Raw genomic sequence first — 26,229 nt, 5'->3', positions numbered from 1 at the left:
ACATCGTCTGGCACGCTCTGGCATGCTGTGACTCCTCGGTGGGGTCACTCTATGCACACCATGTGCTCCTACCACGGCATGTTTCCTGCGAAGGTAGCGCACTACTTTATTCAGCGTTATTCGGAGCCAGGGGACGTCGTGCTAGACCCGTTTAGCGGGCGAGGTACCGTGCCGCTGCAGGCACGCGTTGAGGGTCGACGTCCAATCTGTAATGACCTGAACCCACTTGCTTACGTGCTCTCTAGGGCGAAGGCTGACCCAGCAGAGTGGCAAGCACTCGAGGGCGCCGTAAGCCGACTGGAATCTGGATACGCATCTACTCGTGCAAGTGATCCAGATGTGTCGAACGACATTCGTATGTTGTATCACCCGAACACGCTCAGGCAGATTTGCTATTTACGTGACTACTTGCTAAGGCAACCGCTCGCCAAGTGGTCACAAGAGGACCTTATGCTAGGCGGGGCACTGGCCGGTATCATGCATGGCTCGCACCGCCGGGACGGCACGTCGCAGTACCTGAGCATTAGTATGCCAAATACGTTCAGCATGTCACCGGCATACGTAGAGAAGTACATCCGGGAGAACGGGCTCGTCACTTTAAACCAGGATGTTTTCAAGTGCCTTCGAGACAAGATTGCGCGCTTATACTTGGATGACGTGGCTGGCCCAGGTGGACGCTCATACTCTCAGGATGCAGCTTCCCTATTGCAAGGTCGTCATGTTAGGCCCGAGTCCGTTGACCTCATTGTAACCTCGCCCCCATACCTACGTGTCGTTAACTACGGAACGGCAAACTGGATTCGGTTGTGGCTTTTGGGGCTCGATGAGGTCGGACGTGAACGCGGCGCCGGACGACGTTCGCTCGACGCGGCACTAGACCATCGGCATACATATACGTCTTACCGCGACTTCCTGTTGCGCACACTTGCTGGCGTGCGGCGCGTACTCAAGAAGGACGGGGTGGCGGTCCTCGTCGTCGGTGACGTTGCAGACCCGGGCGGAGTTGCACTGCCACTCGCGGCGCAAATCTGGCAAGACATTGGTAGCCAGACAGGTTTGCAACTTCTCGATTTGGTTGAGGATCATCTACCGACGCAGAACAAGGTCAGCCGTATCTGGGGTGAGACAAAGGGTCAGGCGACTGACAGAGACTGCGCCCTCGTACTTGCACGCCTGGAGGGAAGGCCATCTCCTGGGCCCAATGTGATTGATTGGGAAGAACCCTACAAGGACGGTGGACCAGACGCCGCTCACGCTCGGGTTGAAGCGGTGCGCGCTGCGCTCTGAGCGCCCTCTTGCGCCCATCGATAGTTGGTCGTAGATCGATTAGGGCGGACAGGACACCTGCCGATGCAGTTGGCCAAAGTTCAACACACATGGTGGATCGACGCCTTGTTTTGAGGCCGGCCAGGATCCCCGTTTTGCTCCGCTACCCGTGAGCTGAGACAACGACCGGCCAGTACCTACCGGTAGCTGCGGTCCGTGGATCTCAGGGAGAGGGCCGGGGTTCTGAGCGGAGCCCCGAGGTGGGTCACCAGGGCGCCGCCAGCGCAGTGATAACGCCAACATGTCGGCGGCCGGGCGGAGACTATTTATCTCGGATCCGGCCTTAGGAGGGTACGACGGTGGCGGTCACGGACTTGTATGTGCGGGTCCCGGGTACGGCGCGGCCCACAAGACAGCAGGTGCAGGGTGCGTGGGCCGGTGTGGTGCGGCTGCGCCTGGAGTTCGAGTACCCGTCGATCGTCGGTGCGTATGCGGCGGCGGAGTGGGTGTTGGAGCTGACGGACGTGCGCCCGATGCGCCGTGTAAGGCTGACGATGGGTGATGTGGCGCGGCTGGCCGTTCGGGCGGATCCCGCCCTGGTATGTGCCGCCAGTCAGGCTGCTGTCGCCGACGAGTTGCTCCTGGCGGTGGAGGTGCTGGAGGGCCGCCGGCCGGGTGATGAGAGTTTTGCGCGGGGCGTGTACTCGTGGCTGGCCTGGTGGCTGGGCGTTCGGGAGCTACCGGAGCAGTTCGTGCCGGGTTCTGAGCCGTTCGAGCACCTGCTCGCGACCTGAGTACGGGAGTGCCCGGCCGACGCGACCCGGGCACTCCCACGCTTTCCGTCCTCAGTCGAGCGGGGTGGATAGTTCGAGTTCTGGAGCTGGAAGAGCGCCGGCGGCATGTGCTTCGGCCTGGTCGTCGTTGTGCCATCGGGCGAGCTCGACGTCCCGTGCGTCGTCTTGGGCTCGCAGCTGGTCGAAGCGGTCCCGTTGCTGGATTTCGGCGAGGGCGCGTTGAGCCCGCGCTACGGCGTCGGCGGTCTGGTCGGGGCTGGGCACGGTGGTCCAGTCGCCGCCGACGTCTTGTTGGCGCGCCGGGTCCTCGGAGGCCTGGGACCGCATGTCGACCGGTGGCGCCTCGGGACCGGCCTGCGCGTCGCCGGCGTGGGCTGAGTAGTCGTCGAGTGTGTCCTCCTCGTAGCTGAGATCGGTTTCGGTGATGGGTCTGTGGGCGTCGTCTTCCTGTGTGGCTTGTGCGTGGGCGGTGAGCCATTCGTCGGGGGTGGTGTGGTCGTCGAGCTGGTCGCTGTCGGTGCCGCGGGTGGCGAGTTCGGTGCGGGCGCGTTCGGCGGCGGCGCGGGTTTCGGCGGTGTGGGCATACCAGAGTGCGCGTACGTGGTCGGCGTGGGCGAGCTGTTCGCGCTGGTGCGCGAGCGCGTCGGCCAGCGCCTGGGCCTGGGCGGCCTCGGTGCTGAGCCGGGCTTGTTCAGCCGGGTCGGTGGCGGCTTGGGCTTCGGCGGTGCGGATGGTGGCGGTGTGGCGGTGGCGTTGTTCTGCTTGGGTGGTTCCGGCGAGTTCGTTGGCGACGTAGGCGGGGGCCCAGGTCTTTTCCCGTTCGTAGGCGCGGACGCGTACGCGGAGCTGGCCGTCGCTCATCTCGGCTTCGGCGCGGCTGGCTTCTGGTCGGCCGAGTGCCCTCCAGGCGGCGCGCCAGGAGGCGTACTCCTCGACCTGGCCACGCTTGGGCGGGCCGGGTAGGGCGACGTCCTGGTCGTTGTGGTCTGCGAGTTCGCGGTGGGCGGCAACAATCCCGGCTCTGTGCTCCCACTGCTGTCGTTGGTTGGGGTCGTCGGGGACGGGGCCGAGTGCCTCGATGGCCCATTGCGGCGCCTCCTCGGCGATTCCGGCGGCGAGCTGGGCGCGGCGGGTGTCGGCGGCGTGGGCGAGGTCGGTGAGGTGGCGGGCCCAGGCGAGGTCGTCGACAGCGGGGACCCAGTCGGTGTGGGAGGCGCCGGCGGGTTCGAGGCTGGTGGTTTCGGTGATGCGGTGGTGCAGGACGCTGGCCAGGCTGCGCGCCCCGCTCAACGGACGGGCGGTGACAGCTGCGGTGAGGGTGGCGTGGGGGTCGTGGCCTGCAAGCTCGGCCTGGCGGAGGACGCGGGCGAGGGTGGACATGCCCTCGTCGGCGGCGATGGCCTGTCGCTGCGCCGTGGTCAGCACGCCGTCGTCGACGAGACGGTCGAGGCTGGTGGCGGTGCGGGCTGCGGTGGCGAGTTCGGCGACGTCGGCGAACCGATCGGCCGCGGCACGGATCGACGCGGCCCGGGTGGCGGAGTCTTCAGCTTCGGCGGTGGCGGCGAGTTCGTCGTGGGCGGCCTCGAACGCGCCGGCGAGGACGGCGAGGGGGTCGCGGTGTTCGGCCTGGGCGGTGGCGCCGACGGGTGCGTCGTCGGGGACGGCGCGGGTGGTGACGTAGCAGGTGTTGTTGTCGCGGCCGCGGCTCATCCCGACGTAGAGCGCTGCGGCGCCGGTGTGGGCGGTGGCCACGGTGTGGCAGGTGTCCACGGTGAGCCCTTGGGCGGAGTGGACGGTGCTGGCGTAGCCGAGCGCTAGGTGCTCGGCTACATACGCCGGCGGGAGGGTCATCTGTTTGCCGAGGGTGTCGCCGTCAGGGCCGCGGGCGATCAGCGGCGCGACGACAACTCCGCCGTCGGGGTGGATGTGGAGGATCCGGTACTGCTCCCGGTTCATCGGGCCGCGCTGGTTGCCGGCGTGGTTGGCGAGGTGCCAGGCGTTCTTGCGGGCCTGCACCAGGTCCCCGACGCCGGCGATGGTGCCCTGGAGGTCGAGGGGGACGCCTGCTTCGCTGACGCGGCCGAGGCGGACGAGTTCAGCACGGACGTGGGCGGAGACGCGGGCGGCTTGTTCGTTGGTGTCGGTGATGAGGAGGGTGTGGCGGCCGGCGAGGGTGTCGCCGATGTAGGCGCGGGTGGCGGCGGCTTCGGCTTGTTCGATGGTGCCGGCGTCGACGATGCGGCCGTGTTTGCGGTAGTCGGCCAGCGCTGCCTCGTCGCCTTCGCGCAGGCGGAGGGATGCGTCGCGTTCCCATGCGGCGGTGAACCGGCGTACCTCGGCCAGCTCGTGGGACAGGCCGGTGTCGGCGACCAGTCCCATGCCGCCGCCGGCGCCGACGGCGGCGAGCTGACGGTGGTCACCAACCAGCAGCAGCTTCGCCCCCGCGGCCTCGACGTGGCCACGGATGGCGGTGAGGTCGGTGGTGGCGGCCATCGCGGACTCGTCGACGACCACCAGGTCGCCCGCATGGAGTTTCCAGGCGCGGTCGTCGCCGGCTGCGGCGGCGTTGGCGAGGCGTTGCTGGGTGGTGAGCCAGCGAGTGATGTTGCGGGCTGCGAGTCCTTCGCCGGCGAGAACTTCGGTGGCGATCTGGCTCGCGGCCAGCCCGACGACCAGGCGCTGCCGGCCGTCCCACAGGGTGGGGTCCTGCCAGGCGCGGGCGAGCGTGCCGACGACGAACGACTTTCCCGTGCCGGCGGGGCCGACGAGGGCCTCGAGTTTGGCGCCGGAGGTGAGGATGCCGCGGACGGCGGCGGCCTGGTCCGCGCCGAGCTCCACGCCGACCTCAGCCATCCCCGCTACAAACGCCGCGGCTGCGTCGGGGCTAAGCGCGGGGGCGCCGCGTTCGACCGCCGCGCCTCGGAGGGCTCGTTCGCTGCGCACGTGCTCATCGGTCGCGTACAGCCGGGCGCCAGGCCGTTCGTAGACGGACGCGCCGTCAGCCAGCCGCAGCTCGTCGGGCACGGTGTCGGCTCCGGGTGCTGGTGCGGTGAGGTTGAGGCAGTGGGTGGCGATGGCGGTGTCGGCGAGGCTTTCGACGACCTGGCGGATCTGGTCGGCGTCCTTGCCGCCCAGATAGTCCGGCAGGGCGGCGTTGACCGCGCGTACGAGGTCGGCGCGGGTCCAGGCCGCCTTGGTGGCCTGCACGTCGGCGAGCGCGGTCTCGATCACCGCCGACGGGGAGAACGTCTCGACCTCGGGGGTTTCGCCGGCGATGGCGAGCACGGTGTCGGCGACCTCGACCAGCCCGCCGGCCACCTCCGCCCGCAGCTGGCGGTCCCACCGGTCCATGCGTTCCTCGACGGTCTCGCCCTCATGCGACTTGGCGCGGCGGGTGGCGAAGGTGGCCTGGCGCTGGAGCCGATCGAGTTCGAGGGCGTTGGGCTGCCGGCCGAACCGGGTCTCGAACGCTGTGAACATCTCCCGGGTCTTCGCGGTGATGGCGCGGCGGCGGGTGGAGAACAGGTCGAGCACCTCCTGCCGGATCCCGACCACCTCACGTGCCTTGCCGTCGGGGCGGGTGGCGAACCGCACGCCGAGGGAGCGAGCGAGGTGTTCTTCCATGGTCCGCTCCCCCACCGCGGCGGCCGCGCCGCGGTGGGTGTAGATGCTCCGCCCGTCCAGCGTCCGCCACTCCCCGTCCGCGCCCTGGACGCGGTTGAGGATCGCGTTGTGGATGTGCAGCTGCGGGTCGTGGTTGCGGTTGTCGTGCTGGAAGAACGACGCCACCACCCACTCGTGCGCGTCGACGTACCGGCCGGCCGTGCCGCCGTGATGACCGACCCGGGAGTAGCCGGCATGCTCCGCGAGGTACTCCAGGGCGGCATGGTTACCGGCCCACATCGCCGACTCGACGGCATGCCGGTGTGCCGCCCACGCCGCAGCGGCATCCTCGTCCCCTGCACGGCGGGCCGCGACCTCCTGCGCCTCGAACGCGGCATGCAACACCGTCACCGACTTCTGCACGCTGAACGTCGCGTCCAGGAACGACACGTTCGACCGGACCTGCTTACCCGCCTCCAGCCGCAGCTGCTCACGCCGTTCGGGGTCGGCGTCCAGCTCAGCCTGCAGCGCCTTGGCGTAGATCTCCTCCGCACTGGCGTAGCGGCGGCCCGCGTGCCCGAGCCGAGCGGCCTCGTCCCAGCTGTCCGGGTCGCGGAAGGCGGGCTCGCGGGGGTCGATGAAGTGCTCATACAGCGCCGTCATGTCCTGCGCGTCGACAAGGCCGGTCAGACCAAGCTTCTCGGCGCCTTTCCCCCACCACCTGCCCGGCGGCTCCCCCGCGGCGACCGCGCCGGTGTAGTAGTTTTCCCGCCCGGCCGCTACAGCGCCGGTCAGATAGCCCGCCGAATGCCCCGACGAAACCGTCATCATCGGCCCTCACCGCCCCACGTGGTGGGCCCGCTGGTTCGGGCCGCGCCAGCGGCCCGAACCCCCCATCGGATCGTGATGCATGGGTGTGTACTGCTCTTCGGGATTCGCTTCTGGCTCGAAACGGGTCGCTTCTGGGGGTTGCTGCTCGGTCGGTGGCTGGCTTCGGATCGGGACTCGCTCGGGTCGTTCCTGCTGCGTCTTGTCTTCGTCTTGGTGCTGGTCTTCGGCTGGGTCCTGCTCGTCGTCCTGGGGGCTCTTCTGGGCTTGCTACGGGCTTCCTCGCGGTGTTCCTGAGGCCCTGGGGTCGTTCGGCTGCCGACTTGGCTGGTGGTGGTCTTGTCGCGGTCGGGTTGAGTGGTGCGCGGGCCGGTTTCTCGCCTCGCCTGGCTCGTCGTGCTGGTGGAAGTCATCGGGTGCTCCCCGTGTGGTCGTGGGTGTGGGTGTCGTTGATGGCGAGCAGGGCGAAGCCCGCGACGACCATCAGCCCGTCGACGGCCAGGGGGCCGAGGTGGGCGTTGAGGGCGTCCTCGCCGTAGCGCTCCAGCAGCCCGGCCATGTGCCGGTAGGAGATGACCGCGGCTACGAGGGCGACCAGGCCGGTGCCGCCGTAGCGGGCCATGCCCCACCAGGTGCCGGCACGCCGCCAATGGGGGCGGCTCATGCACTCCACGGCCAGCAGCAGCGCCAGCGGCACGAACGCCCCGGCGATCCGCGGCCCCCAGGCCGGTTGGGCGTGTGCCACGTTGGCCGCGATCGATGCCGCGATCCCGAGCAGGAAGGCCGACCACACGACGAGCCGCGCCGCCCGAGGCTGGTCACCCGGTCTCGGCAGGGGCGACATCTGTGCCGGTACGGCGGCACGCACCTGCGGCATACCGGCACGTGCCGCCGCGATGCCGCGTGGTTCCGGCACGTCAACCGGTACCGCCTCGGACGACGCAGCGTGCTCGGCGGGCTGAGCGGGTACGCGGTCTTCTTCGGCTAGCCGCGCCGGGTTGGCGTCGGCAGCAGGCTCGTCCCGCTCGGGCGGTGCGGGTACTGGGTCAGGGTCGCGGGCTTCGTTGATACGGGCCCGGCCCCACCGCTCGCCGCGCCCGAACCGTTCGCCGAGGGCGCGGCCGGTCAGCCGCACGCCGTCCTGGACGGACTGCCGGTACGCGCGGCGTGCCTGTTCGCGCAGGTCGGCCCCGTGGTCCCCGGCCGCCGACGGCGGGGGGACCGCCGCATGGTCGTTCGTGTCGGGCAGCGTGACCTGCCACGGGCCACCGTCCCGGGCGTCGATGTCCTCGAGCGGCTCGTTGTCGAGTGTCGGTATCGCGGTGGTGCTTGTTGTGGTGGTCATGGGCGTCTCCGTGCGGTGCGTCGTCCGGCAACGGCGTCGATGTGGTGCTCAGCCGGCTGAGGCGGGGTCTCCTCTCGGTGGGTTTCCCACCACTTGGAGATCAGTGCGAGGGCCTCGGTGAGCGGGGCGGTGGTGGCGGGGTGGTGGTGTTCGCCGCCGGGCAGGTGGCTTTCCAGAGAGCAGGCGCCGGCGGCGGCTTTGATGCGGCGGACGACGCCGGGGCGTTGCCGGTCGTGCCAGTCCCCGGCGAGGTTCGATCCGGCGTCGGGGTCCTCGTAGGCGGCACGCCAGGTGTGGCGCAGCCACAGCAGTTCCTCGATCACGTCCGGGTGCCACAGCCAGCACTCCGGCAGCCCGGCGGCTGCGTCGGTGTAGCGCAGATAGATCTGGTCCAGCCACACCACCAGGTCCTCCAGCAGCGCGGCCGCCTCACCCGCCACCGCGACCTCGCCGGTGCTGTCGGTGTCGCCGATGGCTGGGAGTGCCAGCCAGGACGGGGTTCCCTCGGCCGGGGGTTTGCGGGTGCGGGCGGCGGTGGTCTCGCCGAGCTGGGCGACCAGCTCGGCGAGTTCGGCCACCCGCTTCGGGAGGGAGTCGAGGTCGCCCAGGGAACGCCTGAGCGCCTCGACCTCCCTCGCCAGACCCGCCAGGGCCGCCGAGTCCTTGTCGGGCTCGGTCACGCACCCTCACCCCACTCCCGGCCCGCCTTCTCACCGGATGCGTGGCGGGTGGTGTCGACGTGCTCCACGTCAGCCACCGCGACCTCGGCCTCGGACGTGGCGTGGCTGCTCCGCTTGTCGAGCTCGCGGCGGAAGCGCCGCATCTCCCGGGCGGTACGTGCCTTCTCCCTACGTACGTCGCGGCGCCGCCATGCCATCTGCACCCGCCCGACCGCGGCAGGCATGCCACGCCGAATGAGCAGCACCCGCCCGGCGGGTAGTTGCGCGATCTGCGCCGGCGACAGGACCGGCACCCTGCGTACGGAGACCGAGGTGAGCTTGCCGTCGGCGTCGTAGGTGGCGACTTCCTCGTCCCGTTCCCCGGCGAGGGCGGCGTAGGCGGACAGGTCGTCGGGGTCGCGGGTGCCGCCGAACACCATCACGGTGGCGGCGTTGTTCATGATCGCCCCGGCACCGGTGTCGCCCCAGCGTTGGCGCAGCTGGGCGCGGGACTGCACCGCGATATGGATGGTGACGCCGCGTCCGCCCATGTCGGCGGTCCAGTTGTCCAGCGGGATTGGGCAGATCAGCGCCGCCTCGTCCAACGCCAGCGTCAGCGGCGGATCCAGCCGGCCACCCGGTTGGTCGCCGGCGATCCGGCGGGCCTCCCGGGCGATGTGCCCCGTCAGAGCGGTCACGAGCGGGGCGACCTGCGCGTCTTCGGCGCCGAGCATGAACACCGTGCCGCGGTGCTCCAGCAGCGCCGCCACGTCGAAGCTCCCGCCGGATGGGTCGGGGGTGGTGGCGGCGGCCGCGGTGGAGTCGGTCAACCAGCCCAGCGCGGGCATGATCGTGGAACAGATCGAGGAACGGGTCCGCTCGTTGGTGGACAGGAACTGCAGCGCGTCGGACTCATACGCCGGTTCCGGTGACCTGCGCAGCAGGCGGCGTACCTCGCCGGCGTGGGCGTCGGGGTCGGCGACCCAGGCGAGCACGTCGCGCATCGACGCGTCCCCGAGGGCGGCGGCGTGCATCAGCGACGCCAGCACCCGCCTTGCCTGACCGGCCCAGAACTCCCGGTCCCCGCCCGTGCCCGGGGCGCTCACCCCGGCCAACAGATCCGCCGCACGCGACGTGGCGGTCGCGGGGACCTGGCAGCCAGACAGCGGGTCGAACGTGATCGAGGACGGCAGCCCGCCCACGCCGCTGGGGTTGAACACCTCCACCGGCCCGCGCCGGGCCCTCAAGCCCCGGGTCAGCTCGATCAGGTCGGTCCGGGTGGAGGTCGCGATGACCGCGCCCGGTGCGTCGAGGATCCGGCACGCCAGCTCCCCGGTCTTCCCGGTACGCGGGCCACCGACCCGCAAGGTGACGTCCTCAATCGCCGACCACACCCACCACAACCCGACCCGGACGACAGGTGTGGCGAACTCCCGCGTCCTCACCCACAGCCGCCGCCAGAAACCAAGCTCGGCCAGCGACGGGCGTAGCACCTTCGCGCGGGCCCTCATTGCGAGCCGACTGGAGACCCGCAGGATCGTCCACGCGGTTGCCATGCCCTGGTTCTTGCGCGAACGGTGAGCCCAGCGGCCCACCACCCCGGCCGACCCGGCGCGGCGGTTCCACCACACACCCACCGCCATCACCACCAAACTCGCGCCGGCGACGAGCAGCCACGGCCACCAAAGCCGACCCGGGGTGCGGGGCGGGGCGGAGTGCAGCAGCCACCCCACCCCGGCCACACCGACGCCGGCCAGCGCGACCTGGGGCATGAGGTTGCGACGTGCGTGGTTCCTCATCGACCCCTCCCCTGTGCCTCGGCCACTGCCCGCGTGGCCGGCGGCGGCGTCTGGTCCAGACGGCCAGGCACCTCGTCAGGGATGGGCGCCGGTTCGACCGGCTCGGCGGACTCGGCGCACACCTTGTGCGCCGGCAGGCCGTCCGCGGCGCGCAGGTTCGTCGCGGCTCCGCAGTGCCGGCACGGCAGCCGTCGCGGTGACCAGTGATGGGAGTCGCGCCAGTCCTGCAGCCGGCCAGGGCTCGAGCAACAGGCCGGGCAGGACACCTCCACGATCCGGGTCACCCCGTCCGGATCGTCGGCGTGCGCCCGCACGAACCCCGTGTCGTGGCAGCGGCTACAGGCCGACGCCGGGGGCGTTGGTGTTCTGGTGAGGTCGTTCATCGGCGGGCCTCCCGCCAGGTCTCGCGCACTGCGTCCAGCGCCGGCCTGACGTCATCGTTGATCCGCCGACACAGCAGATGGACCGCCTCGATCGCGGCGCCAACGTCGACCGCCGTGGAGGTGGGGACAGGCAGGCCGAGCGTGCTGACCGGCAGCTGCACCCGGACCGAGAACAACAAGGCGCGACGGTCCGCGGCCGGCTCCATCAGGCCGCCGAAGTCGTCCCGCTCCCAGTCACGCCACCCCGATAGCCGGGGACGGGCAAGGCGGGCCGGCCAGCCGAGCCTCGCGTCCATCTCGGCGATCAGCTCCTCAGAGCTCTCCTCACTGCCTCGGCACCGGACCCTGCCGATGGTGTCGGCGGTGTGCACGAAGCCCGGGCTCATCACCGGCGCACAGGCGATCTGCCACGCGATGCCGGCGAACGAGACTGCGTCCAAGGGGGCGCCGTCGTCGTCGAACAGGTGCGCCCGCGACCGCAGGTACGCCCCGTAACGGCTCACCCCGTCCGAGGCGTAGTCACGGTCGTAGGCCTCGTCGACCCACACCAGGTCGTCCGTGGGGCTCATGCTGCGTCACCCCCACGCGGCCCGACCACGCTGGCCGCACCGGTTGCGGGGTCGGTCGGGGTCTGCCAGGTCGGCGCCCAGTCCCCGACTTCCACGCACGCCCCCGATCCGGCCGCGGCGTCCAGCAGCCGCTCCACCGCCTTCGCCGGGACGACGTAGCGGCCCTGGTCCCCGCCGCCGGCGCGCATCCGCACCGCGGGGAACGCGTCCGCCCGCACCAGGCGGTAAAGGTGCTCCTGCGACACGCTCAACAACGCGGCCGCCTCCGGCACCGAATACGTCGGCACACCGGCCGCCCGCTTCCGCAACGCGTTCTGCAAAGCCAGATCACGGCCGGCCTCACGCCACGCAGCACGCGCCGACCTCGCACCACCGGCCACACCGGCGGGCTGACAGTTACTACGCTCAGACATGCCATCCACTCCTCTACGAGGGATTGGTTGGAAGGCGCGGGAGCGGCGGGTGTCGCAGCCAACACCGCTCCCGCGCCGGCTCTATTGGGCCCGCGTTGCGGGCCTTGTCGCGTCGACGTCGCCAGGCACTCAGGACAGGCTGTGACTATCTGGCGATTGCGTGTCAACACATGACACGGTAAGGGTGTGTTGACACACCGTCAAGGCAACCGGCCGAGGCGGATTGCGGTCAGTTGAGCCGGTCAACAGGCGGGCTTGCGCTGACTGCAACCCGCCTGAAATGGTGTGTCAGTACACCGCACAGGAAACGAAGTGGAGGGGCGGGTGTCGCCCAAGATCGAGCGGACCAGGCCGCCCTACCTACAGATCGCCGACGACCTTCGCCGCCAGATCGAGAACGGCGCTCTTCGCGAAGGCGACACCGTGCCCTCGGTGCGGCAGCTCGCCGCCGACTGGGGCGTCGCTCACGGCACCGCCCGGACCGCCTTGGCCGTGCTACGGACCGAGGGCCTGGTCGTTGGCGTTCCGGGGACCGGCACGATCGTTCAGAAGCGTGGCGACCAGGGCGCCGGCGCCCGGGCAAGGGAAGCACGAGGCACTGGCCGTATCTACCCGCCGGGCCAGTACGCGAAGATCACTGCCGCCGAGCTGGTCCCGGCGCCTGATGAGGTCGCGGTCGGACTTGGTGTCGACGCGGGCTCTGAGGTCATTCGCCGGGCGCGCGTCACCTACCGCACTGAATCCGACGGTAGCGAGATACCGCAGTCGGCAAGTACTTCGTGGTTCGCCGGCGAATTGGCCGAGCAGGCCCCGCTGTTGCTGGAGCGCGACCGGATCGTGCAGGGGACCTTCGGCTATATCGAGGAGATGACCGGACGGACTCCCGTCGAGGTCCTCGAGGAGCTACGACTGTCCGAGGCCGGCTCTGACGAAGAGTTCATCTTCGGCGTGGAGCCGGGTGCGCCCATCATCCGCGGCGAGAATTGGCTGCTCGATGACGAGGGAGACGTCATCGAGTACGGCCAGTCCGTGCTGAGGCCGGACCGGACCGTCTCCTATCGCTTCCGGCTCGACCAGGGCAGTGGGGCAGAGATCAGTACTCGTCCGGAGCCCAGGCCCGATCCCGCTGCACGCTGGCATCGCCGGTGAACTGGCGTACGATTTCGACCTCCTGAGGGGTCGCCTCGCCCGCGAGCATGCGCCGGTGTACCTCCTGGGTCGCCAATACCTCGGCAAGCCGCTGCTTGGCGATCTCCTCGTACCTCTGCTCCGGCGTCTTCTCAGACATGCGAGCGCTCCTCCTCATACGACTGGCGCCTACGCCCACCGTAGACCAGTCAACCGCTCGTAGATGTCGACGTACCGCCGCCGGGTCTCGTCGACCACCTCGGGCGGCACCTCCGGGCCAGGCGGGGTCTTGTCCCACCAGCCCAGGTCGCGGGCCCAGTCGCGGACGAACTGCTTGTCGAACGCGTTCTGCCGCTGGCCCGGCTTCCAGTCCTCCACCCGCCAGAACCGCGAGGAGTCCGGCGTCAGCACCTCATCAGCGAGGAGGAGCGAGCCGTCCGCCGCCCGGCCGAACTCGAACTTCGTGTCCGCGATGATGACGCCTCGCTCGCGGGCGATCTCCGCGCCGCGGGAGTACAGCTCGACCGTCAGCTCACCGAGCTTCTTGGTGACGTCAGCGCCGACCAGCGCGGCCACCTGGTCCTCATTGATGTGCTCGTCGTGCCCATCGGCCGGGTCAGTCTTGGTCGACGGGGTGAAGACCGGTCGCGGCAGCTGCGATCCCTCGAGGAGCCCAGGCGGGAACTGCACACCCGAGATCGTGTTGGTCGCCTGGTACGACTCCCAGCCGAGGCCGGCCAGATAGCCACGGGCGATCCACTCCACCGGGAGGATCTCCAGCCGCCGGCACCGGATGGCCCGGCCGGCGAACTCTTCCGGCACGTCCGTCGCGCTGAGGACGTGGTTCGGCACCAGATCGGCCAACTGCTCGAACCACCACAGGGACAGCGCAGTGAGCAGCTTGCCCTTGTCCGGGATCGGCGTCGGTAGCACCACGTCATAGACCGACACCCGATCGGACGCAACCAAGATCAGGTCGTCGCCATCGGCGTAGACATCACGAACCTTGCCCGAATGCACTAGTTTCACGGTGCTACACGATGTCACACATGGCCTAGCCATGGATGGGCAGCCCCCACATGCGACTCCCAACACAGTCGGACAGCACGCTCAGCGCCCTTTACTACGGAATCAGCCGCGCACCAACACTTGCAAGGCATACAGAGGAAATTGCTCTGCCGTAAATTTCACGACACTCTATCTCGCCACCTCGGATCAACTTCGGGCGCGGCAGGTCGGGGCTCATCGATCAGATCGATATCAGCAACAGCTATAAGGTTGTCAAAGAGCCAAATGATGCGAAGTAGCCGGGCCACCGCTAGCAGTACAGCGAACTCAAACAGCCAAGGGGCGATCGGTGGACCGCTGCTGCGGTCAACTATCTGCGCGACCAAACACAGCATCGCAGAAACACCGGTAGCAGACAGTAGTGATCGCCAGTTTCGTCGGACCTCCACCGAGTAATGGCGTCGAACCGCTAAAGCCCGATCGCCGCCAGCTCCCAGATAGACTGTGATCGCTACCGCGCAGAGTCCGCCAACAATCGAGACGACCGTGGCGCCAGTTCCATAGACTCCCAAGCGCTGATCCAACGGAATCCAGGAAAGCAAGTTCCAGTGGCCCCAAAGCCTCACGATAGACACGTGAGCCAACACAAGCACTAGGGCCGCTACCAAATCAATACTTGGACGTTCCGAAACCCACCCTAAGCGCACCCGGGCCATCTCATTCCTTCCTGGATTCCTACCTCTTCATCAGTTCTCGACGCCAGAAGCTAGCCGAAGTTCCTCTTCATGAGTTACGGTCACGTCGAGGATCACGCGTACAGCCGACTGTAGCCGAACCGAGTTGCCCTCCTCGTCCACGGCGGGCACACGGCGCTTCGCTGTGATGTGATGCTCTACAAACTCGACCAGCTGAGAGTACTCCGGACCTTGTGATTCGGCGTAAACGAGACGTGCCTTCGCCACGTCTGCGGCCCGAGGCATTACATCTTCGAGGTCCCGCAAGTCACTAAGCAGTTTCTCTCGGTCTTCATCACGAGCCTTGCCGCGTGGGATGCTAATGACCATAGTCACTGAGATATCCCCGTAGGATTCTTGAGCTTGATGCAGGAACTGAGACAGTCGACCTTGCTTGTTTCTAAGCATGCCAACTCGATCTGATCCGATTCGAATCTCGACCTTGTTGGCACCCTGGGCAGTTCGAAGCTTCTCGATCTGAGCGCGAGACAACAGCGGTCGTACTACAATTTCCTCTGGGAAAACTCTCAGATGATTGAGCCATCCCTCAAGTGATTTGTGAGTCGGAGCAGATCTGGATCCTTGCATAACTCCGACTACGTTTCCGTAAGGGACAAAGCAGAACACGCTTGTTTCAAGATATCCTTCATGCGCCCTTGATTCTAACTCACGCCAGTCCCCTGTCCCAAAATCCATTACCGAGAGCCATTCGCTCACCGATTTCACTCGGTGAAGAAGCAAATGATCCTCTTCTGCTAGCGGATAAACCGTGCCGACGAACGTCTGGTCGCCTTGCCAGGTTCGCTGTTGCACGCTTGCTTTGGATATCTCGGTGAGGGCGTCTTGCCATGAAAATTGCTGCATCCGAACCTGCTCACCGGACCTCTGCGCGACTACCTCGAAGAACGCAATTGTCCGCTCTCGCATCGTCGTAGCCACCACTACCCCCAAATCCTTATTGCACGGCACCCAGTACCTTAGCGCTAGAGTACTTGTATGTATGCGAAACGGGGCGATTGCACTTCAGCCTCCCGACCTGTGGAGGCTCATAGCGCACCCGGACGTCACCTACGTTGAGCTCAAGCACCCGACCGCGCCAAAGACTGGAATGACTGACACGGCCCTTCAGGCATCTGGCACGGTTCGCAAGCTTCCAGCAAGTAGCTCAGCGGCCCGCTTGTCGGATTCAGCTACCCACGCGGTGTAGACGCGAAGGGTTGTCGTACCTCCGCCGCCATGGCCGAGGCGGCCGGCGACGGTGCGGACGTCGACGCCGGCGGTGATCAGCTCGGTAGCGGAGTAGTGGCGCAAGGCGTGGAGGTGGCTGTCGATGCCCAGACCAGTACACATGGCCTTGTAGCGGTGGCTCACGCCGTCCGGGTCGCACGGTCGGCTGTGGTCGGCTTGGTAGGAGAAGACGAATGCATCTTCGCGAGGCGCCTCGTCCATGGCGCGGATCTGCTCCTCGTAGCGTTTCCGATGGACTCGCAGCAGCTCGCAGGTGCCGTTGTCGAGCGCGATGCGGCGGATCTGGTGGGTCTTGGTGTCCTTCTCGATCCCGTCGACGATGTTGCGGCGGATCTCGAGCATCCCGGTGTCGAGGTGTACGTCGTGCCAGCGGAGCGCGAGGATCTCGCCCCGGCGGGCACCGGTGACCATGTAGAGCCAGACCAGTGCTCCCCAGGACTCGTCCTGTGCCATCGCGGCCTCGACCAGCTGCGCCGCCTGCTTCGGCGTCGGCGGCTTGGGTGCGGGCTTCGGCTGCTTCGGCTTCTTCGTCACCTCGGCCGGATTGCTCTGGAGCCAGCCCCACCGGACCGCGGTCGACAACGCACCGCTGATGATGACGTGCGTCTCTCGGATCGTGGCCGCCGCATAGGGGCGGCATTGGTGCGGCTGGCACCGCCGGCGCGTTGACAGGTCGTTCTCATCGCAGTCGTGCGGTTCACTCGTCCGGTGTTCGACGTACGGCCTGCCGTCACAGCGGTTCCTGCACCGGCGCAGCTCGGCGTAGAACTGCTCCAGGACGCGCGGCGTGAGCTTCGCGATCGGCACTCGGCCCAACGCAGGCTTGATGCGGGTCTCAGCTGCTCGGCGGTACCCGGCGAGCGTGGTGGGTTCCGCCTCGTGCACGTCCAGCCAGGAGTCAAGGACGTACGCGAGCGACGCCTTGGTCGTCGCCTGGCGCTGCTGGTCGACCTGGGCCAGCAGCCGCGTCCGTATCTTCTCGACCTGGCGCTCGTCCTTCGTCGACTCGGTGAGGTAGCTGTCCTTGCCGGTCAGCGGGTCGACACCGGAGTAGACGAGCACCTGAAACGAGTTGCCTCGTCGGCGCACGTAGCCGCGTTCACGCCGCCTACCGCGCGTCTTCGCAACCATGCGGTGAGTGTATTCCTCTGTAGCGCCATCTACAGAGGCCACGCCGAGCGAAGTGGAGTCTAGGACAGAAACTACTCCGAACTGGCTTCCTCAGCTCGCACGGCACCTGACACACCTAACGCACGACTGCAACTAAGCATTGAATGCCGCTACCTGTTATATGCGCGGATCAGGTTCAGGAAGTGTCTTAGTTTCTCGACGTCCACGTCCCTGATCGGATCAGGATTAAAATGCATAACAGTGTTCCGCAAATTACGAATCTCGTTCAGGCGCTCTATAAAGAGGGTGCGATCTAGAGACCACCCGAGAGCACGCCAGCAATTCGCGTCGTTCAGGACGGCCTGATACTGCCCCATAGTCATCTTGTCAAAGGAGCTGAAATTACTGTACGCCATCTTCACGAGATCCTTGTCGAAGGCGGACTGGATCAACTGACGAAGCTCCTGGTCTACCTCGCCGATTAGGAAAAAGGGAGTAGCGGTCTCGTCGTATTTATTTACCACATCAGCGGCCGTAATGATCCCATAGATTCTTCCATCGAAGTCACGTACGAAGATGAACTCCTCCTTCTGAAGCACATCCAACACATCCAGGAGACGATCGCTATAGCTAAACACTTTCGCATCGCGAATAATCGCCGAACTGAAGGAAGCCTTCGGGTCAGCATTCTTTGCTTGAGCTATCGACTTCCAACTTACAGCGCCGTGCAGGACGTCTGGACTCGTCAGAACTGCAACCTGCGAGTAATCGTTCAATAGCATGATAGTAATTGCTTGATCGAAAGAAGCAGATGGCTCGACTGACGCCAGCGGACGTTGATCCGAGAGCAAGTTCCCGAGCGTGAGGCCGATGTCAAAACTGTCCTCTTCATTGAGTTCGTCGGGCGCCGCCACCGAGCCCACTGATCCGTCTGACGACTCAGCGCTTTCCGCTTCGGAGATTGTCACAAGCGAGACCACTCGGTCGAGATTCACCGCGCGGAAGTCGGGGACAGTGGTCAAGCTGTGGTTAGCAAGATCAGCGGCTATCTGGGCACTACCTGCACGGTCACGATCTTCTAGATGCCAGAATTTGAGAAGATCGCGCACTGTGAGCTTCTCGGGAGTACCCGCCTCGGCCTTCTTGCGGGCATCATTCAATGACTCAAACCGCTGACGTGCAGCGCTACCTCCATCTGTCGAGCCTCCATTGGCTGCGGCCGCTTCCTCAGTGACTGAAAGCAGGAGTTCCTGGCGTAGCTCGTGAAGCGTTGGGCCGTCTCTTCCGACACGCCATACTGACCATCCAGGTGCTGCGCTTAATTTGGCGATCGTTGCAGCTGCTTTGGACGGTGTAGCAAACTCACGTCCGTCCACCAGTTTGAGCGAGCCGCGGCGGGTCACTGTTGCTGTGTGCGGGGGTTCGCCGATGCGCTGTTCGAAGAGGAGCGTCTGCCCGGCCTGTAGCAGATTGGCTTCGAGTAGATCTGAGATCCGGACTCGCCGACCGTTAATCAGAAGCTCCCTGCGGACCCTGCGGGAAGTCCTACCCGGAGGCATACGCCACTCCTCTCAGCGCCAGAGTTGCGCTGTCAGGACGGTTGCGTGAGAGGCCGTCGTATCGACAGCAGCCCGCCTGCCGCGGACAAGGTACAGCTAAGCAGACATGGCGTCTGCACGTTGGCCGTTTGGATCACCCTGCAAGCCGACACCCCGGGGCGCTGTCCGCTGCGATCGGCGCGTTGCCCCAGCGCCGGCTTGATGCGCGTGTCAGCTGCTCGGCGGTAGCCGGCGAGTGTCGTGGGTTCGGCCTCGTGCACGTCCAGCCAGGAGTCAAGGACGTACGCGCGACGCCTTGGTCGTCGCCTGGCGCTGCTGATCGACCTGAGCGAGCAACCGCGTCCGTATCTTCTCGACCTGGCGCTTGTCCTTCGCCGACTCGGTGAGGTAGCTGTCCTTGCCGGTCAGCGGGTCGACACCGGAGTAGACGAGCACCTGGAACGAGTTGCCGCGTCGGCGTACGTAGCCGCGTTCACGTCGCCTACCGCGCGTCTTCGCAACCATGCGGTGAGTGTATTCATTGACATCGCCATTGACAGACGCCGCGCCGGGCATGATGAGGCCCAGGTCAGAAACGGCTTTTGACCTGGGCTTTCAGGTTGAGCCAGCGAGGGGACTTGAACCCCTAACCGCCCGATTACAAGTCGGGTGCGCTACCAGTTGCGCCACGCTGGCCAGGCCCGCCAAGCCTAGCCGCGATGGGGATCCGCCCTACCCGCGGCCCGCTCGATATGGGCACCACCTCAGCGGGGCCGCGCCGCCCCGGTCGACCCGCGCACCACGAGCTCGGGCCGGAAGAGGTACTCCGAGTGCGGCGCGCCGTGCCCGTGGATCTCGTCGATCAGCGCGCGCACCGCCGCCAGCCCCATCGCGTGGACGGGCTGCCGCACGGTGGTCAGCGGCGGGTCGGTGAACGCGATCAGCGGCGAGTCGTCGTACCCCGCCACGGACACGTCCCGCGGCACCTCCAGCCCGCGCTGGCGGACCGCCCGGATCGCGCCGAGGGCCATCAGGTCCGAACCGCACACGATCCCGGTGACGCCTTCGGCGAGCAACCGAGTGGCCGCGGCGTGCCCGCCCTCGACGGAGAACAGCGACTGTTCCACGATCCCGACGACCCCGGACGCCTTGAGGGCGGGGGCACCGACCGCAGCACTGAACGCCGCCAGCTTCCGCTGCACCGGCACGTACCGGTCCGGCCCGCACGCGAACCCGATCCGCCGGTGCCCGAGGCTGGCCAGGTGCCGTACGGCGAGGTCGGTCGCCACCGCGTCGTCGGCGGACACGAACGGCGCGTCGACCTGTTCGACGTACCCGTTGACGAACACCACAGGCAGCCCGCGCCCGGTCAGCTTCTGGTACCGCCCGGGGTCGCTGGACAGGTCGGAGTGCAGGCCGGAGACGAAGATGATCCCGGACACGCCCCGGTCGAGCAGCATCTCGACGTACTCGTCCTCACCGACCCCGCCCGGAGTCTGGGTGCACAGCACCGGGGTGTAGCCGTGGTGGCCACAGGTCGTCTCGATCACCTGGGCAAACGCCGGAAAGATCGGATTGTCCAACTCTGGTACGACAAGGCCGATGAGGCCGGCGCTGCGCTGCCGCAGCCGGGCAGGTCGCTCGTACCCCAGCACGTCCAGAGCGGTGAGAACGGCCCGCGTGGTCTCCGGGCTCACCCCGGGCCGGCCGTTGAGGACCCTTGACACGGTCGCCTCGCTCACGCCCGCCTGGGCGGCAAGATCGACCAGTCGTGCCCGCTTACCGGGCCCTCCGTGCATGCGTCCCTCCGTCATGTCGGTGCGGCGAGGATCACCCGCGCGCGTCGCCTGGCCGGGGCGGGATCACCCACCGGCGCGCCGCACGGCTGGGATCACCCACCGAGCAGCACTCCGGACAACGCCCCAAGCCGTCCGGCCAGCAACAGCATGCACGGATCGGACGGTTCTTGCAGAAAACCCGTGGAAGAAGGCAGCAGTCGGTACGTAAAACCCTTCGAGGGAGGCCTCCCCGCCGCGCCCCGCGCTCGCGCGGTCACCGAACGTACCAACAGGAAGGCGAAGAGGGTCCCCAGAAGGGCGGCCGGTTTCGGGCTGACCGCTCGCCACCTGGTGACATCCAGGTGAGCGTCATGTCACCATGACCCTGCCCGTGGCGTCCTACACAAAGGCACGCCAGCAACCCTTTGCTCGGATCGTCCGGCACGTTCCTGCCGGTGAAGGGATGGAGCTTCTTCATGGCTACCGTCACGTACGACAGCGCATCCAGGATCTACCCCGGCTCCGACAAGCCCGCGGTGGACAAGCTCGACCTCGACATCGCCGACGGCGAGTTCATGGTCCTCGTCGGCCCCTCCGGATGCGGGAAGTCCACCTCGCTGCGCATGCTCGCGGGGCTGGAGGAGATCAACGACGGCTCGGTCCGCATCGGCGACCGGGACGTCACGCACCTCCCGCCGAAGGACCGCGACATCGCGATGGTGTTCCAGAACTACGCGCTCTACCCGCACATGTCGGTCGCGGAGAACATGGGCTTCGCGCTGAAGATGCAGGGCGTGTCCAAGGAGCAGCGTCTGCAGAAGGTCCGCGAGGCCGCGCAGCTGCTGGGCCTGGAGGAGTTCCTCGACCGCAAGCCGAAGGCGCTCTCCGGTGGTCAGCGCCAGCGCGTCGCGATGGGCCGCGCGATCGTCCGGGAGCCGAAGGTCTTCCTCATGGACGAGCCGCTGTCCAACCTGGACGCCAAGCTGCGTGTCTCCACCCGTACGCAGATCGCCGCGCTGCAGCGCCGGCTCGGCATCACCACGGTCTACGTCACCCACGACCAGACCGAGGCGATGACGATGGGCGACCGGGTGGCGGTCCTCAAGGACGGCCTCCTGCAGCAGAACGACACCCCGCTGAACCTCTACGACAAGCCGAACAACGTCTTCGTGGCCGGCTTCATCGGCTCCCCGGCGATGAACCTGCTCGACGGCAAGGTCACCGAGTCCGGCGTCGACGTCGGCAGCTACGTCGTACCGCTCCTGCCGGCCGTGCGCAGCAAGCTCGGCCAGGACGCCGCGGCGACCGTCGGCATCCGGCCGGAGGCCTTCCGCATCGTCTCCAACGAGGAGAACGGCCTGCCCGTCGAGGTGGCGGTGGTCGAGGAGCTCGGCGCGGACGCCTACCTCTACGGCCTGGTCGGCAACGGCGACGAGCAGAAGGAGATCATCGCCCGCATCGACGCCCGCCGCCCGCCGGAGAAGGGCGCCAAGGTGAAGCTCGCCGCCGACACCGAGCGGATCCACGTCTTCTCCGCGTCCACCGGCGACCGCCTCACCGACTGACGCGAGGAGCCGCCCGGGCGGGCCACGTGTCCGCACCGAAGAAACGACATCGGTCGACCGCGGTCGGCCACGGGGGTCCGCCGGTTCCATCCGGCGGACCCCCGTCGTTTTGTCTCCCGGGCAGCCTTGCGGATTAACTGGTCCCTATGCCTCGGTTCGCCTCCATGGCCGCAGACCCCGGTCTGCTCGCCCTTCCGTGGAACACCCCGCTCGCGGAGTGGCCGCAGCACCACCTCGTCGCCCTCCCCCGCGGCATCTCCCGCCACGTGGTGCGGTTCATCCGCAACCGCGGTCAGGTGTACGCGCTGAAGGAGGCCGCCGAGCGGTTCGTGGTACGGGAGAACCGCCTGCTCCACGACCTCGAACGTCTGGACGTCCCCTCCGTGGAATCCGTCGGCATCGTCCTGGACCGGGTGGACGCCGCGGGCGACCCGATCGACCCGATCCTGATCACCCGGCACCTGTCGTTCTCCCTGCCCTACCGCGCGGTCTTCTCTCGTACTCTCCGCCCGGAGACCGTCGTACGCCTCGTCGACGCGCTCGCCGCGCTGCTCGTCCGGCTCCACCTGGCCGGCTTCTTCTGGGGCGACTGCTCGCTGTCCAACACGTTGTTCCGGCGGGACGCGGGCGCGTTCGCGGCTTACCTCGTCGACGCCGAGACCGGCGACCTGCACGACGAGCTCTCCCCCGGCCAGCGCTCCTACGACCTGGACCTCGCGCACACCAACATCTTCGGCGAGCTGATGGACCTGCAGGCCGGCGGCTACCTGTCGGAGGACCTCGAACTCCTCGAGCTCGCCGACACAGTGGTCGAGCGCTACCAGCGGCTGTGGGCGGAGCTGACCGAGCCGGAGGAGTTCGACACCGGCGAGATGTACCGCCTGGAGCAGCGCATCCAGCGGCTGAACGACCTCGGTTTCGACGTCGCCGAACTCGACATCCACACCGACTTCGACGGCCGGCACATCCGCATCCAGCCGAAGGTCGTCGACGCCGGGCACCACTCCCGCCGGCTGCTCCGGCTCACCGGCCTGGACGTCGAGGAGAACCAGGCGCGCCGGCTGCTGAACGACCTGGACGCGTTCCGGGCCGCGACCGAGCAGCAGTACGAAGACGAGGAGATCGTCGCGCACCAGTGGCTCACCGAGGTGTTCGAACCCGTCGTACAGGCGGTCCCGGCCGAACTGCGCGGCAAGCTCGAACCCGCCGAGGTGTTCCACGAGGTACTCGAACACAGGTGGTACCGCTCCGAGAACGCCCACCGGGAGCTGCCGCTGGTGGAGGCCGCCCGCTCCTACGTCGACACCGTCCTGCGGTCCCGCCCGGACGAACGCGAGGCGCTCCCGCGCGGCGACGACACGCTCTCCGACCTGGAGCCGGTGCGCGACGACGACACCCTCACCGACCTGAAGCCGTTCCGGGACGGCGGTTCCTGAACGGCCGCTGTCAATCCGACCTTGACGCGCCGCACGGTCTTGCCCGGCTGAACGAGCTAACGGCTGCCGTCGCCGGCGATCCGTCCGCCCGTCGGCGGAAGCTGCTTCCCCGCCCCGCCCGGTGCCATCGGCCCGCCCTCCCGCCACCAGGTGGTCTGCCGCAGCGCGCCCTGCCAGCTGAAGCTGAGGTGGATGTGGTCGGTGTGCGGGTTCGGCGTACCCGAGTACGGCTGCCAACCCGCGCTTGCGCGGTAGGAACGCCAGATCTGGTGGTTCCAGATGATGTACATGACGCCGAGCCGGCGGGCCATCGCGTTCTGGTTGCCGTACTGGTCCGGGGCCAGCAGCCAGCGCAGGAGGTCCTCCGCCGCGGCACGTTCGCGCGGCGACCGGGCGTCGAACGCGATGTCCAGCGCGCGCCCCTCCTTGTGCTCGCTCTGCATCCGGCCGGCGCAGGTGCCCGAGATGCCCCACCAGCGCGGCCGGTACACCATCCGCACCAGGTTGAGCACGTCGACCACACCCGGCTTGGGGGTGGGGTCGCACAGCCACTGTCCGACATACGGCGCGTACGGGTCGATCGAGGGACCGAACGCCGCCGACCGGACCGACTCACCCGAGGTGACCGCGCCCAGCGAGCTGACCGAGCCGAGGGTGCTGATCGGCGCGCCCGAGGCGACCGGCTGCCCGGACTCCACCGCGGGCCAGGACGTACCGGCCGGCCAGGAGACGACGTCCCGGGGGATGGACGACGCCGCCAGGCCCGCCCGGCCGGCCACCAGGAGCAGCACGAGGACCGCCACCGCGGCGAGTAACCGCCGAAGGCCCCGGTGGCTGCTCATCACACCAAGGTGCACCACCTGCGGTGCTCCCGTCCTGGGAAACCGCAGGTGGTGCACCCTCCGAGCGGACCGGGCTCGTACTCCATGTCAACCGCGGGTTGTCACTGGACGTCTGTCGGGTGCTCCCGGCTGACCCCCACCGGTGGCGACGGCGTCGAGGTCCTCGTGCCCGAGGCGGCCTGCTGGGTCCACCACGTCGTCTTCCGCAGCGCGCCGTCCCAGCTGAGGCTGATGTGGACGTGGTCGGTGTGCGGGTTCGACCCGTTGTACGGCTGCCAGCCCGCGCTGGGGTTGTAGGCCCGCCACATCTTGTGGTTCCAGATCAGGTACATCACGCCGAGCCGGCGGGCCATCGCGTTCCGGTTGCCGTACTGGTCGGGCTTGAGCAGCCAGTACAGGAAGTCGTTGGCGTTGGTGCGCTGAACCGGGTCGGCGGCGCTGAACGCGACGTCGATCGCCCGGCCCTCCTTGTGCTCGTTCACCGACGACGTACAGGCTCGGTGAATTCCCCACCACGCATTGTGGTACGTCGCGATGACGAGGTTCTTGACGTCCACCGCACCCGGCTTGTCGGTGGGGCTGCAGGTGGTGCCGCCCTGGCCGCCACCAGAGCTCCCAGGGCGACGAGCGCCTTGCGCGAGAAGTGCGGTCGATGCTTGGTGGCCGAGCCGGTCTCCATGCCTTCATCGTGCGAACGCCATACCTTCGAAGGCCTCCCCCGGACGGCCCGTAAGCCGCTGCGGCCTACCTCGCCGACACCGGGGGAGGTCCCGCATCGGACCTGTCCGGTAGGACGGAAACAACGCGGGATCGGCGCGGTCTACCGATGCCGACAACTGGCGGCGCGGACAGCCGCGCCGGTGCTTGCCGACGTGTGTGGCCACGTCGGCGAATGCCGGCGGGTCCGGCCGTGCCGATGGTCACCAACCGCCGAAGGCTACCGGCAGATCCCCACGTGCCGGCAGTCGCCGACACCGCGAAACCCCAACCAGGATTGGACTATGCCGACAGTGTTCGGCCGATGACAAGCCGCTGGATCTGGTTGGTGCCCTCGAAGATCTGCAGCACCTTCGCCTCCCGCATGTACCGCTCCACCGGGAAGTCACGGGTGTAGCCGTAGCCGCCGAGCACCTGCACCGCGTCCGTCGTCACCTTCATCGCCACGTCGGTGGCGGTGAGCTTGGCCACGGCCGCCTCGGTGGAGTACGCCATGCCGCGGTCGCGTCGCCGTGCCGCGTCCAGGTAGGTCGCGCGGGCGCTCTGCACGCCGGCGGCCATGTCGGCGAGCAGGAACGACATTCCCTGGAAACCGATGACCGGCTGGCCGAACTGCGTGCGTTCCTTGGCGTACGCCACCGCGGTGTCAAGCGCGGCTTGCGCCAGCCCGACCGCACACGCCGCGATGCCGAGGCGACCCGAATCCAAGGCGGACAAGGCGATTCGCAGGCCCTCGCCCTCCGCGCCGATCAGCCGGTCGGCGTCGACACGTACGTCGTCCCAGTGCACCTGACGGGTCGTGGACGCCGTCATCCCCATCTTGTGCTCGGGCGCGGCGAACGACAGCCCGGGCGCGGACGCGTCCACCAGGAAGCAGCTGATCCCGCGGGTGCGGTCGGCCGAGGTCCGGGCGAACAACGTGTAGAAGTCGGCCTCGCCGCCGTGGGTGATCCAGGCCTTCGTGCCGTTCACGACGTACGGGCCGGTGGGGCCCGCGTCAGCGCCGTCCCCGTCGCGCACGGCCCGGGTGGTCATCCCGGCCACGTCCGAACCCGCCTGCGGCTCCGACAGGCAGTACGCGCCGAGCAGGTCACCGGACAGCAGCGTCCCCAGCCAGCGTTCACGCTGCGCGTCGGTGCCGAAGGTCGCCAGCGGGTAGCAGGTCAGCGACTGCACCGAGGCGCCGACGCCGACGCTCAGCCAGGCGTACGCCAGCTCCTCCAGCACCTGCAGGTAGACCTCGAACGGCTGGCCGCCCCCGCCGTACTCCTCCGGGTAGGGCAGCGACAGCAGGCCGGACCGGCCGAGCAGGCGGAACGTCTCCCGCGGGAAGCTGCTCGTCTCCTCCGCCTCGGCCGCCCGGGGCGCGAGTTGCTCCGCGGCGATCTCCCGGGTCAGGTCGAGGAGGTCGTGCGCCTCCGGCGTGGGAAGCAGGCGTTCGACCGGCATGGCGGGGTCCTCCTCGA

At 67.8% G+C, this 26,229-nt stretch carries 21 protein-coding genes and 1 tRNA gene; 5 read left to right on the top strand and 17 right to left on the bottom strand.

The annotated features are described in order from the left end of the window. The first annotated feature begins 51 nt into the window (after window positions 1-51). Both F4554_RS33460 and F4554_RS04310 read left to right on the top strand, forming a co-directional pair. Window positions 52-1,287: a DNA methyltransferase gene (locus F4554_RS33460; protein ID WP_337796288.1), complete on the top strand. Its 1,236-nt coding sequence runs from the start codon at window positions 52-54 to the stop codon at window positions 1,285-1,287. Window positions 1,288-1,625: 338 nt separating this feature from the next. Next, window positions 1,626-2,060, top strand: coding sequence for a hypothetical protein (locus tag F4554_RS04310; RefSeq protein ID WP_179786170.1), 435 nt, complete (start codon window positions 1,626-1,628; stop codon window positions 2,058-2,060). A gap of 51 nt (window positions 2,061-2,111) precedes the next feature. Here the strand turns inward: F4554_RS04310 and mobF are convergent, their stop codons facing one another. The 6 genes from mobF to F4554_RS04280 form a co-directional block, all read right to left on the bottom strand. Beyond that, window positions 2,112-6,494: a MobF family relaxase gene (mobF, locus tag F4554_RS32905; RefSeq protein WP_179786169.1), complete on the bottom strand. Its 4,383-nt coding sequence runs from the start codon at window positions 6,492-6,494 to the stop codon at window positions 2,112-2,114. Window positions 6,495-6,900: 406 nt separating this feature from the next. After that, window positions 6,901-7,836: a DUF2637 domain-containing protein gene (locus tag F4554_RS04300; protein ID WP_179786168.1), complete on the bottom strand. Its 936-nt coding sequence runs from the start codon at window positions 7,834-7,836 to the stop codon at window positions 6,901-6,903. Beyond that, window positions 7,833-8,516 carry a hypothetical protein gene (locus F4554_RS04295; RefSeq protein ID WP_179786167.1) on the bottom strand — a complete coding sequence of 228 codons (684 nt, stop codon included), beginning with the start codon at window positions 8,514-8,516 and terminating at the stop codon, window positions 7,833-7,835. The genes F4554_RS04300 and F4554_RS04295 overlap by 4 nt, the downstream gene beginning before the upstream one ends. Next, complete coding sequence (locus tag F4554_RS04290) at window positions 8,513-10,294, bottom strand: type IV secretory system conjugative DNA transfer family protein (protein WP_179786166.1); 1,782 nt, start codon at window positions 10,292-10,294, stop codon at window positions 8,513-8,515. The genes F4554_RS04295 and F4554_RS04290 overlap by 4 nt, the downstream gene beginning before the upstream one ends. 379 nt (window positions 10,295-10,673) lie before the next feature. Further along, window positions 10,674-11,246 carry a hypothetical protein gene (locus tag F4554_RS04285; protein WP_179786165.1) on the bottom strand — a complete coding sequence of 191 codons (573 nt, stop codon included), beginning with the start codon at window positions 11,244-11,246 and terminating at the stop codon, window positions 10,674-10,676. Continuing rightward, window positions 11,243-11,659, bottom strand: a complete 417-nt coding sequence (locus F4554_RS04280; protein WP_179786164.1) for a helix-turn-helix domain-containing protein — start codon at window positions 11,657-11,659, stop codon at window positions 11,243-11,245. Before F4554_RS04280 ends, F4554_RS04285 begins: the two co-directional genes overlap by 4 nt. 285 nt (window positions 11,660-11,944) lie before the next feature. Here F4554_RS04280 and F4554_RS04275 point away from each other — a divergent pair, with 285 nt between their 5' ends. Beyond that, window positions 11,945-12,808, top strand: coding sequence for a GntR family transcriptional regulator (locus tag F4554_RS04275; protein ID WP_337795865.1), 864 nt, complete (start codon window positions 11,945-11,947; stop codon window positions 12,806-12,808). Here the strand turns inward: F4554_RS04275 and F4554_RS04270 are convergent. The 8 genes from F4554_RS04270 to F4554_RS04235 all read right to left on the bottom strand — a co-directional run bounded on the left by F4554_RS04270 (window position 12,753) and on the right by F4554_RS04235 (window position 20,224). Beyond that, complete coding sequence (locus tag F4554_RS04270) at window positions 12,753-12,947, bottom strand: hypothetical protein (RefSeq protein WP_179786162.1); 195 nt, start codon at window positions 12,945-12,947, stop codon at window positions 12,753-12,755. The genes F4554_RS04275 and F4554_RS04270 overlap by 56 nt on opposite strands. A 29-nt stretch (window positions 12,948-12,976) precedes the next feature. Next, window positions 12,977-13,849, bottom strand: coding sequence for a phosphoribosylaminoimidazolesuccinocarboxamide synthase (locus tag F4554_RS04265; RefSeq protein WP_179786161.1), 873 nt, complete (start codon window positions 13,847-13,849; stop codon window positions 12,977-12,979). A gap of 692 nt (window positions 13,850-14,541) precedes the next feature. After that, complete coding sequence (locus F4554_RS04260; protein WP_202889144.1) at window positions 14,542-15,468, bottom strand: DUF6731 family protein; 927 nt, start codon at window positions 15,466-15,468, stop codon at window positions 14,542-14,544. 186 nt (window positions 15,469-15,654) lie between these two features. Then, complete coding sequence (locus F4554_RS04255; protein WP_179786160.1) at window positions 15,655-16,908, bottom strand: tyrosine-type recombinase/integrase; 1,254 nt, start codon at window positions 16,906-16,908, stop codon at window positions 15,655-15,657. Between the two features lie 149 nt (window positions 16,909-17,057). Then, window positions 17,058-18,446: a restriction system modified-DNA reader domain-containing protein gene (locus tag F4554_RS04250; protein WP_179786159.1), complete on the bottom strand. Its 1,389-nt coding sequence runs from the start codon at window positions 18,444-18,446 to the stop codon at window positions 17,058-17,060. A 273-nt stretch (window positions 18,447-18,719) separates the two neighbouring features. Next, window positions 18,720-18,950 (bottom strand): hypothetical protein, encoded by a 231-nt coding sequence (locus tag F4554_RS04245; protein WP_179786158.1) that lies wholly within the window; start codon window positions 18,948-18,950, stop codon window positions 18,720-18,722. Window positions 18,951-19,048: 98 nt separating this feature from the next. Next, a tRNA-Thr gene (locus tag F4554_RS04240) sits at window positions 19,049-19,121 on the bottom strand. Between the two features lie 68 nt (window positions 19,122-19,189). Continuing rightward, window positions 19,190-20,224 carry a LacI family DNA-binding transcriptional regulator gene (locus F4554_RS04235; RefSeq protein WP_179786157.1) on the bottom strand — a complete coding sequence of 345 codons (1,035 nt, stop codon included), beginning with the start codon at window positions 20,222-20,224 and terminating at the stop codon, window positions 19,190-19,192. A gap of 455 nt (window positions 20,225-20,679) precedes the next feature. On the opposite strand from F4554_RS04235, the gene F4554_RS04230 reads away from it, so the two are divergent. Next, complete coding sequence (locus F4554_RS04230; protein ID WP_179786156.1) at window positions 20,680-21,768, top strand: ABC transporter ATP-binding protein; 1,089 nt, start codon at window positions 20,680-20,682, stop codon at window positions 21,766-21,768. Window positions 21,769-21,914: 146 nt separating this feature from the next. Continuing rightward, a complete protein-coding gene (locus F4554_RS04225; RefSeq protein WP_179786155.1) occupies window positions 21,915-23,204 on the top strand; it encodes a DUF4032 domain-containing protein in 1,290 nt (429 codons plus the stop codon). Window positions 23,205-23,260: 56 nt separating this feature from the next. Here the strand turns inward: F4554_RS04225 and F4554_RS04220 are convergent, their stop codons facing one another. The 3 genes from F4554_RS04220 to F4554_RS04210 form a co-directional block, all read right to left on the bottom strand. Beyond that, window positions 23,261-24,046, bottom strand: coding sequence for a VldE C-terminal domain-containing protein (locus F4554_RS04220; RefSeq protein WP_179785434.1), 786 nt, complete (start codon window positions 24,044-24,046; stop codon window positions 23,261-23,263). Between the two features lie 101 nt (window positions 24,047-24,147). Further along, window positions 24,148-24,603, bottom strand: a complete 456-nt coding sequence (locus F4554_RS04215) for a VldE C-terminal domain-containing protein (protein ID WP_179786154.1) — start codon at window positions 24,601-24,603, stop codon at window positions 24,148-24,150. A gap of 442 nt (window positions 24,604-25,045) precedes the next feature. Continuing rightward, the gene (locus F4554_RS04210; protein WP_179786153.1) at window positions 25,046-26,212 is read right to left on the bottom strand and encodes an acyl-CoA dehydrogenase family protein; all 1,167 of its coding nucleotides are present in this window, start codon (window positions 26,210-26,212) and stop codon (window positions 25,046-25,048) included. Window positions 26,213-26,229 lie beyond the last annotated feature (17 nt).

This window comes from Actinopolymorpha rutila (assembly GCF_013407855.1).
GTDB lineage: Bacteria > Actinomycetota > Actinomycetes > Propionibacteriales > Actinopolymorphaceae > Actinopolymorpha > Actinopolymorpha rutila.
Note: the sequence above shows the minus strand (reverse complement) of the source record. Positions and strands in the feature narration are given on the sequence as shown.

What these genes read in the sequence shown, in the direction of transcription:
- F4554_RS33460 (WP_337796288.1), top strand. Translation starts at nt 52, where the DNA reads ATGCACACCATGTGCTCCTACCACGGCATGTTTCCTGCGAAGGTAGCG.
- mobF (WP_179786169.1), bottom strand. Translation starts at nt 6,494, where the DNA reads ATGATGACGGTTTCGTCGGGGCATTCGGCGGGCTATCTGACCGGCGCT.
- F4554_RS04300 (WP_179786168.1), bottom strand. Translation starts at nt 7,836, where the DNA reads ATGACCACCACAACAAGCACCACCGCGATACCGACACTCGACAACGAG.
- F4554_RS04290 (WP_179786166.1), bottom strand. Translation starts at nt 10,294, where the DNA reads ATGAGGAACCACGCACGTCGCAACCTCATGCCCCAGGTCGCGCTGGCC.
- F4554_RS04285 (WP_179786165.1), bottom strand. Translation starts at nt 11,246, where the DNA reads ATGAGCCCCACGGACGACCTGGTGTGGGTCGACGAGGCCTACGACCGT.
- F4554_RS04280 (WP_179786164.1), bottom strand. Translation starts at nt 11,659, where the DNA reads ATGTCTGAGCGTAGTAACTGTCAGCCCGCCGGTGTGGCCGGTGGTGCG.
- F4554_RS04270 (WP_179786162.1), bottom strand. Translation starts at nt 12,947, where the DNA reads ATGTCTGAGAAGACGCCGGAGCAGAGGTACGAGGAGATCGCCAAGCAG.
- F4554_RS04265 (WP_179786161.1), bottom strand. Translation starts at nt 13,849, where the DNA reads ATGGCTAGGCCATGTGTGACATCGTGTAGCACCGTGAAACTAGTGCAT.
- F4554_RS04255 (WP_179786160.1), bottom strand. Translation starts at nt 16,908, where the DNA reads ATGGTTGCGAAGACGCGCGGTAGGCGGCGTGAACGCGGCTACGTGCGC.
- F4554_RS04250 (WP_179786159.1), bottom strand. Translation starts at nt 18,446, where the DNA reads ATGCCTCCGGGTAGGACTTCCCGCAGGGTCCGCAGGGAGCTTCTGATT.
- F4554_RS04245 (WP_179786158.1), bottom strand. Translation starts at nt 18,950, where the DNA reads ATGGTTGCGAAGACGCGCGGTAGGCGACGTGAACGCGGCTACGTACGC.
- F4554_RS04235 (WP_179786157.1), bottom strand. Translation starts at nt 20,224, where the DNA reads ATGCACGGAGGGCCCGGTAAGCGGGCACGACTGGTCGATCTTGCCGCC.
- F4554_RS04230 (WP_179786156.1), top strand. Translation starts at nt 20,680, where the DNA reads ATGGCTACCGTCACGTACGACAGCGCATCCAGGATCTACCCCGGCTCC.
- F4554_RS04225 (WP_179786155.1), top strand. Translation starts at nt 21,915, where the DNA reads ATGCCTCGGTTCGCCTCCATGGCCGCAGACCCCGGTCTGCTCGCCCTT.
- F4554_RS04220 (WP_179785434.1), bottom strand. Translation starts at nt 24,046, where the DNA reads ATGAGCAGCCACCGGGGCCTTCGGCGGTTACTCGCCGCGGTGGCGGTC.
- F4554_RS04210 (WP_179786153.1), bottom strand. Translation starts at nt 26,212, where the DNA reads ATGCCGGTCGAACGCCTGCTTCCCACGCCGGAGGCGCACGACCTCCTC.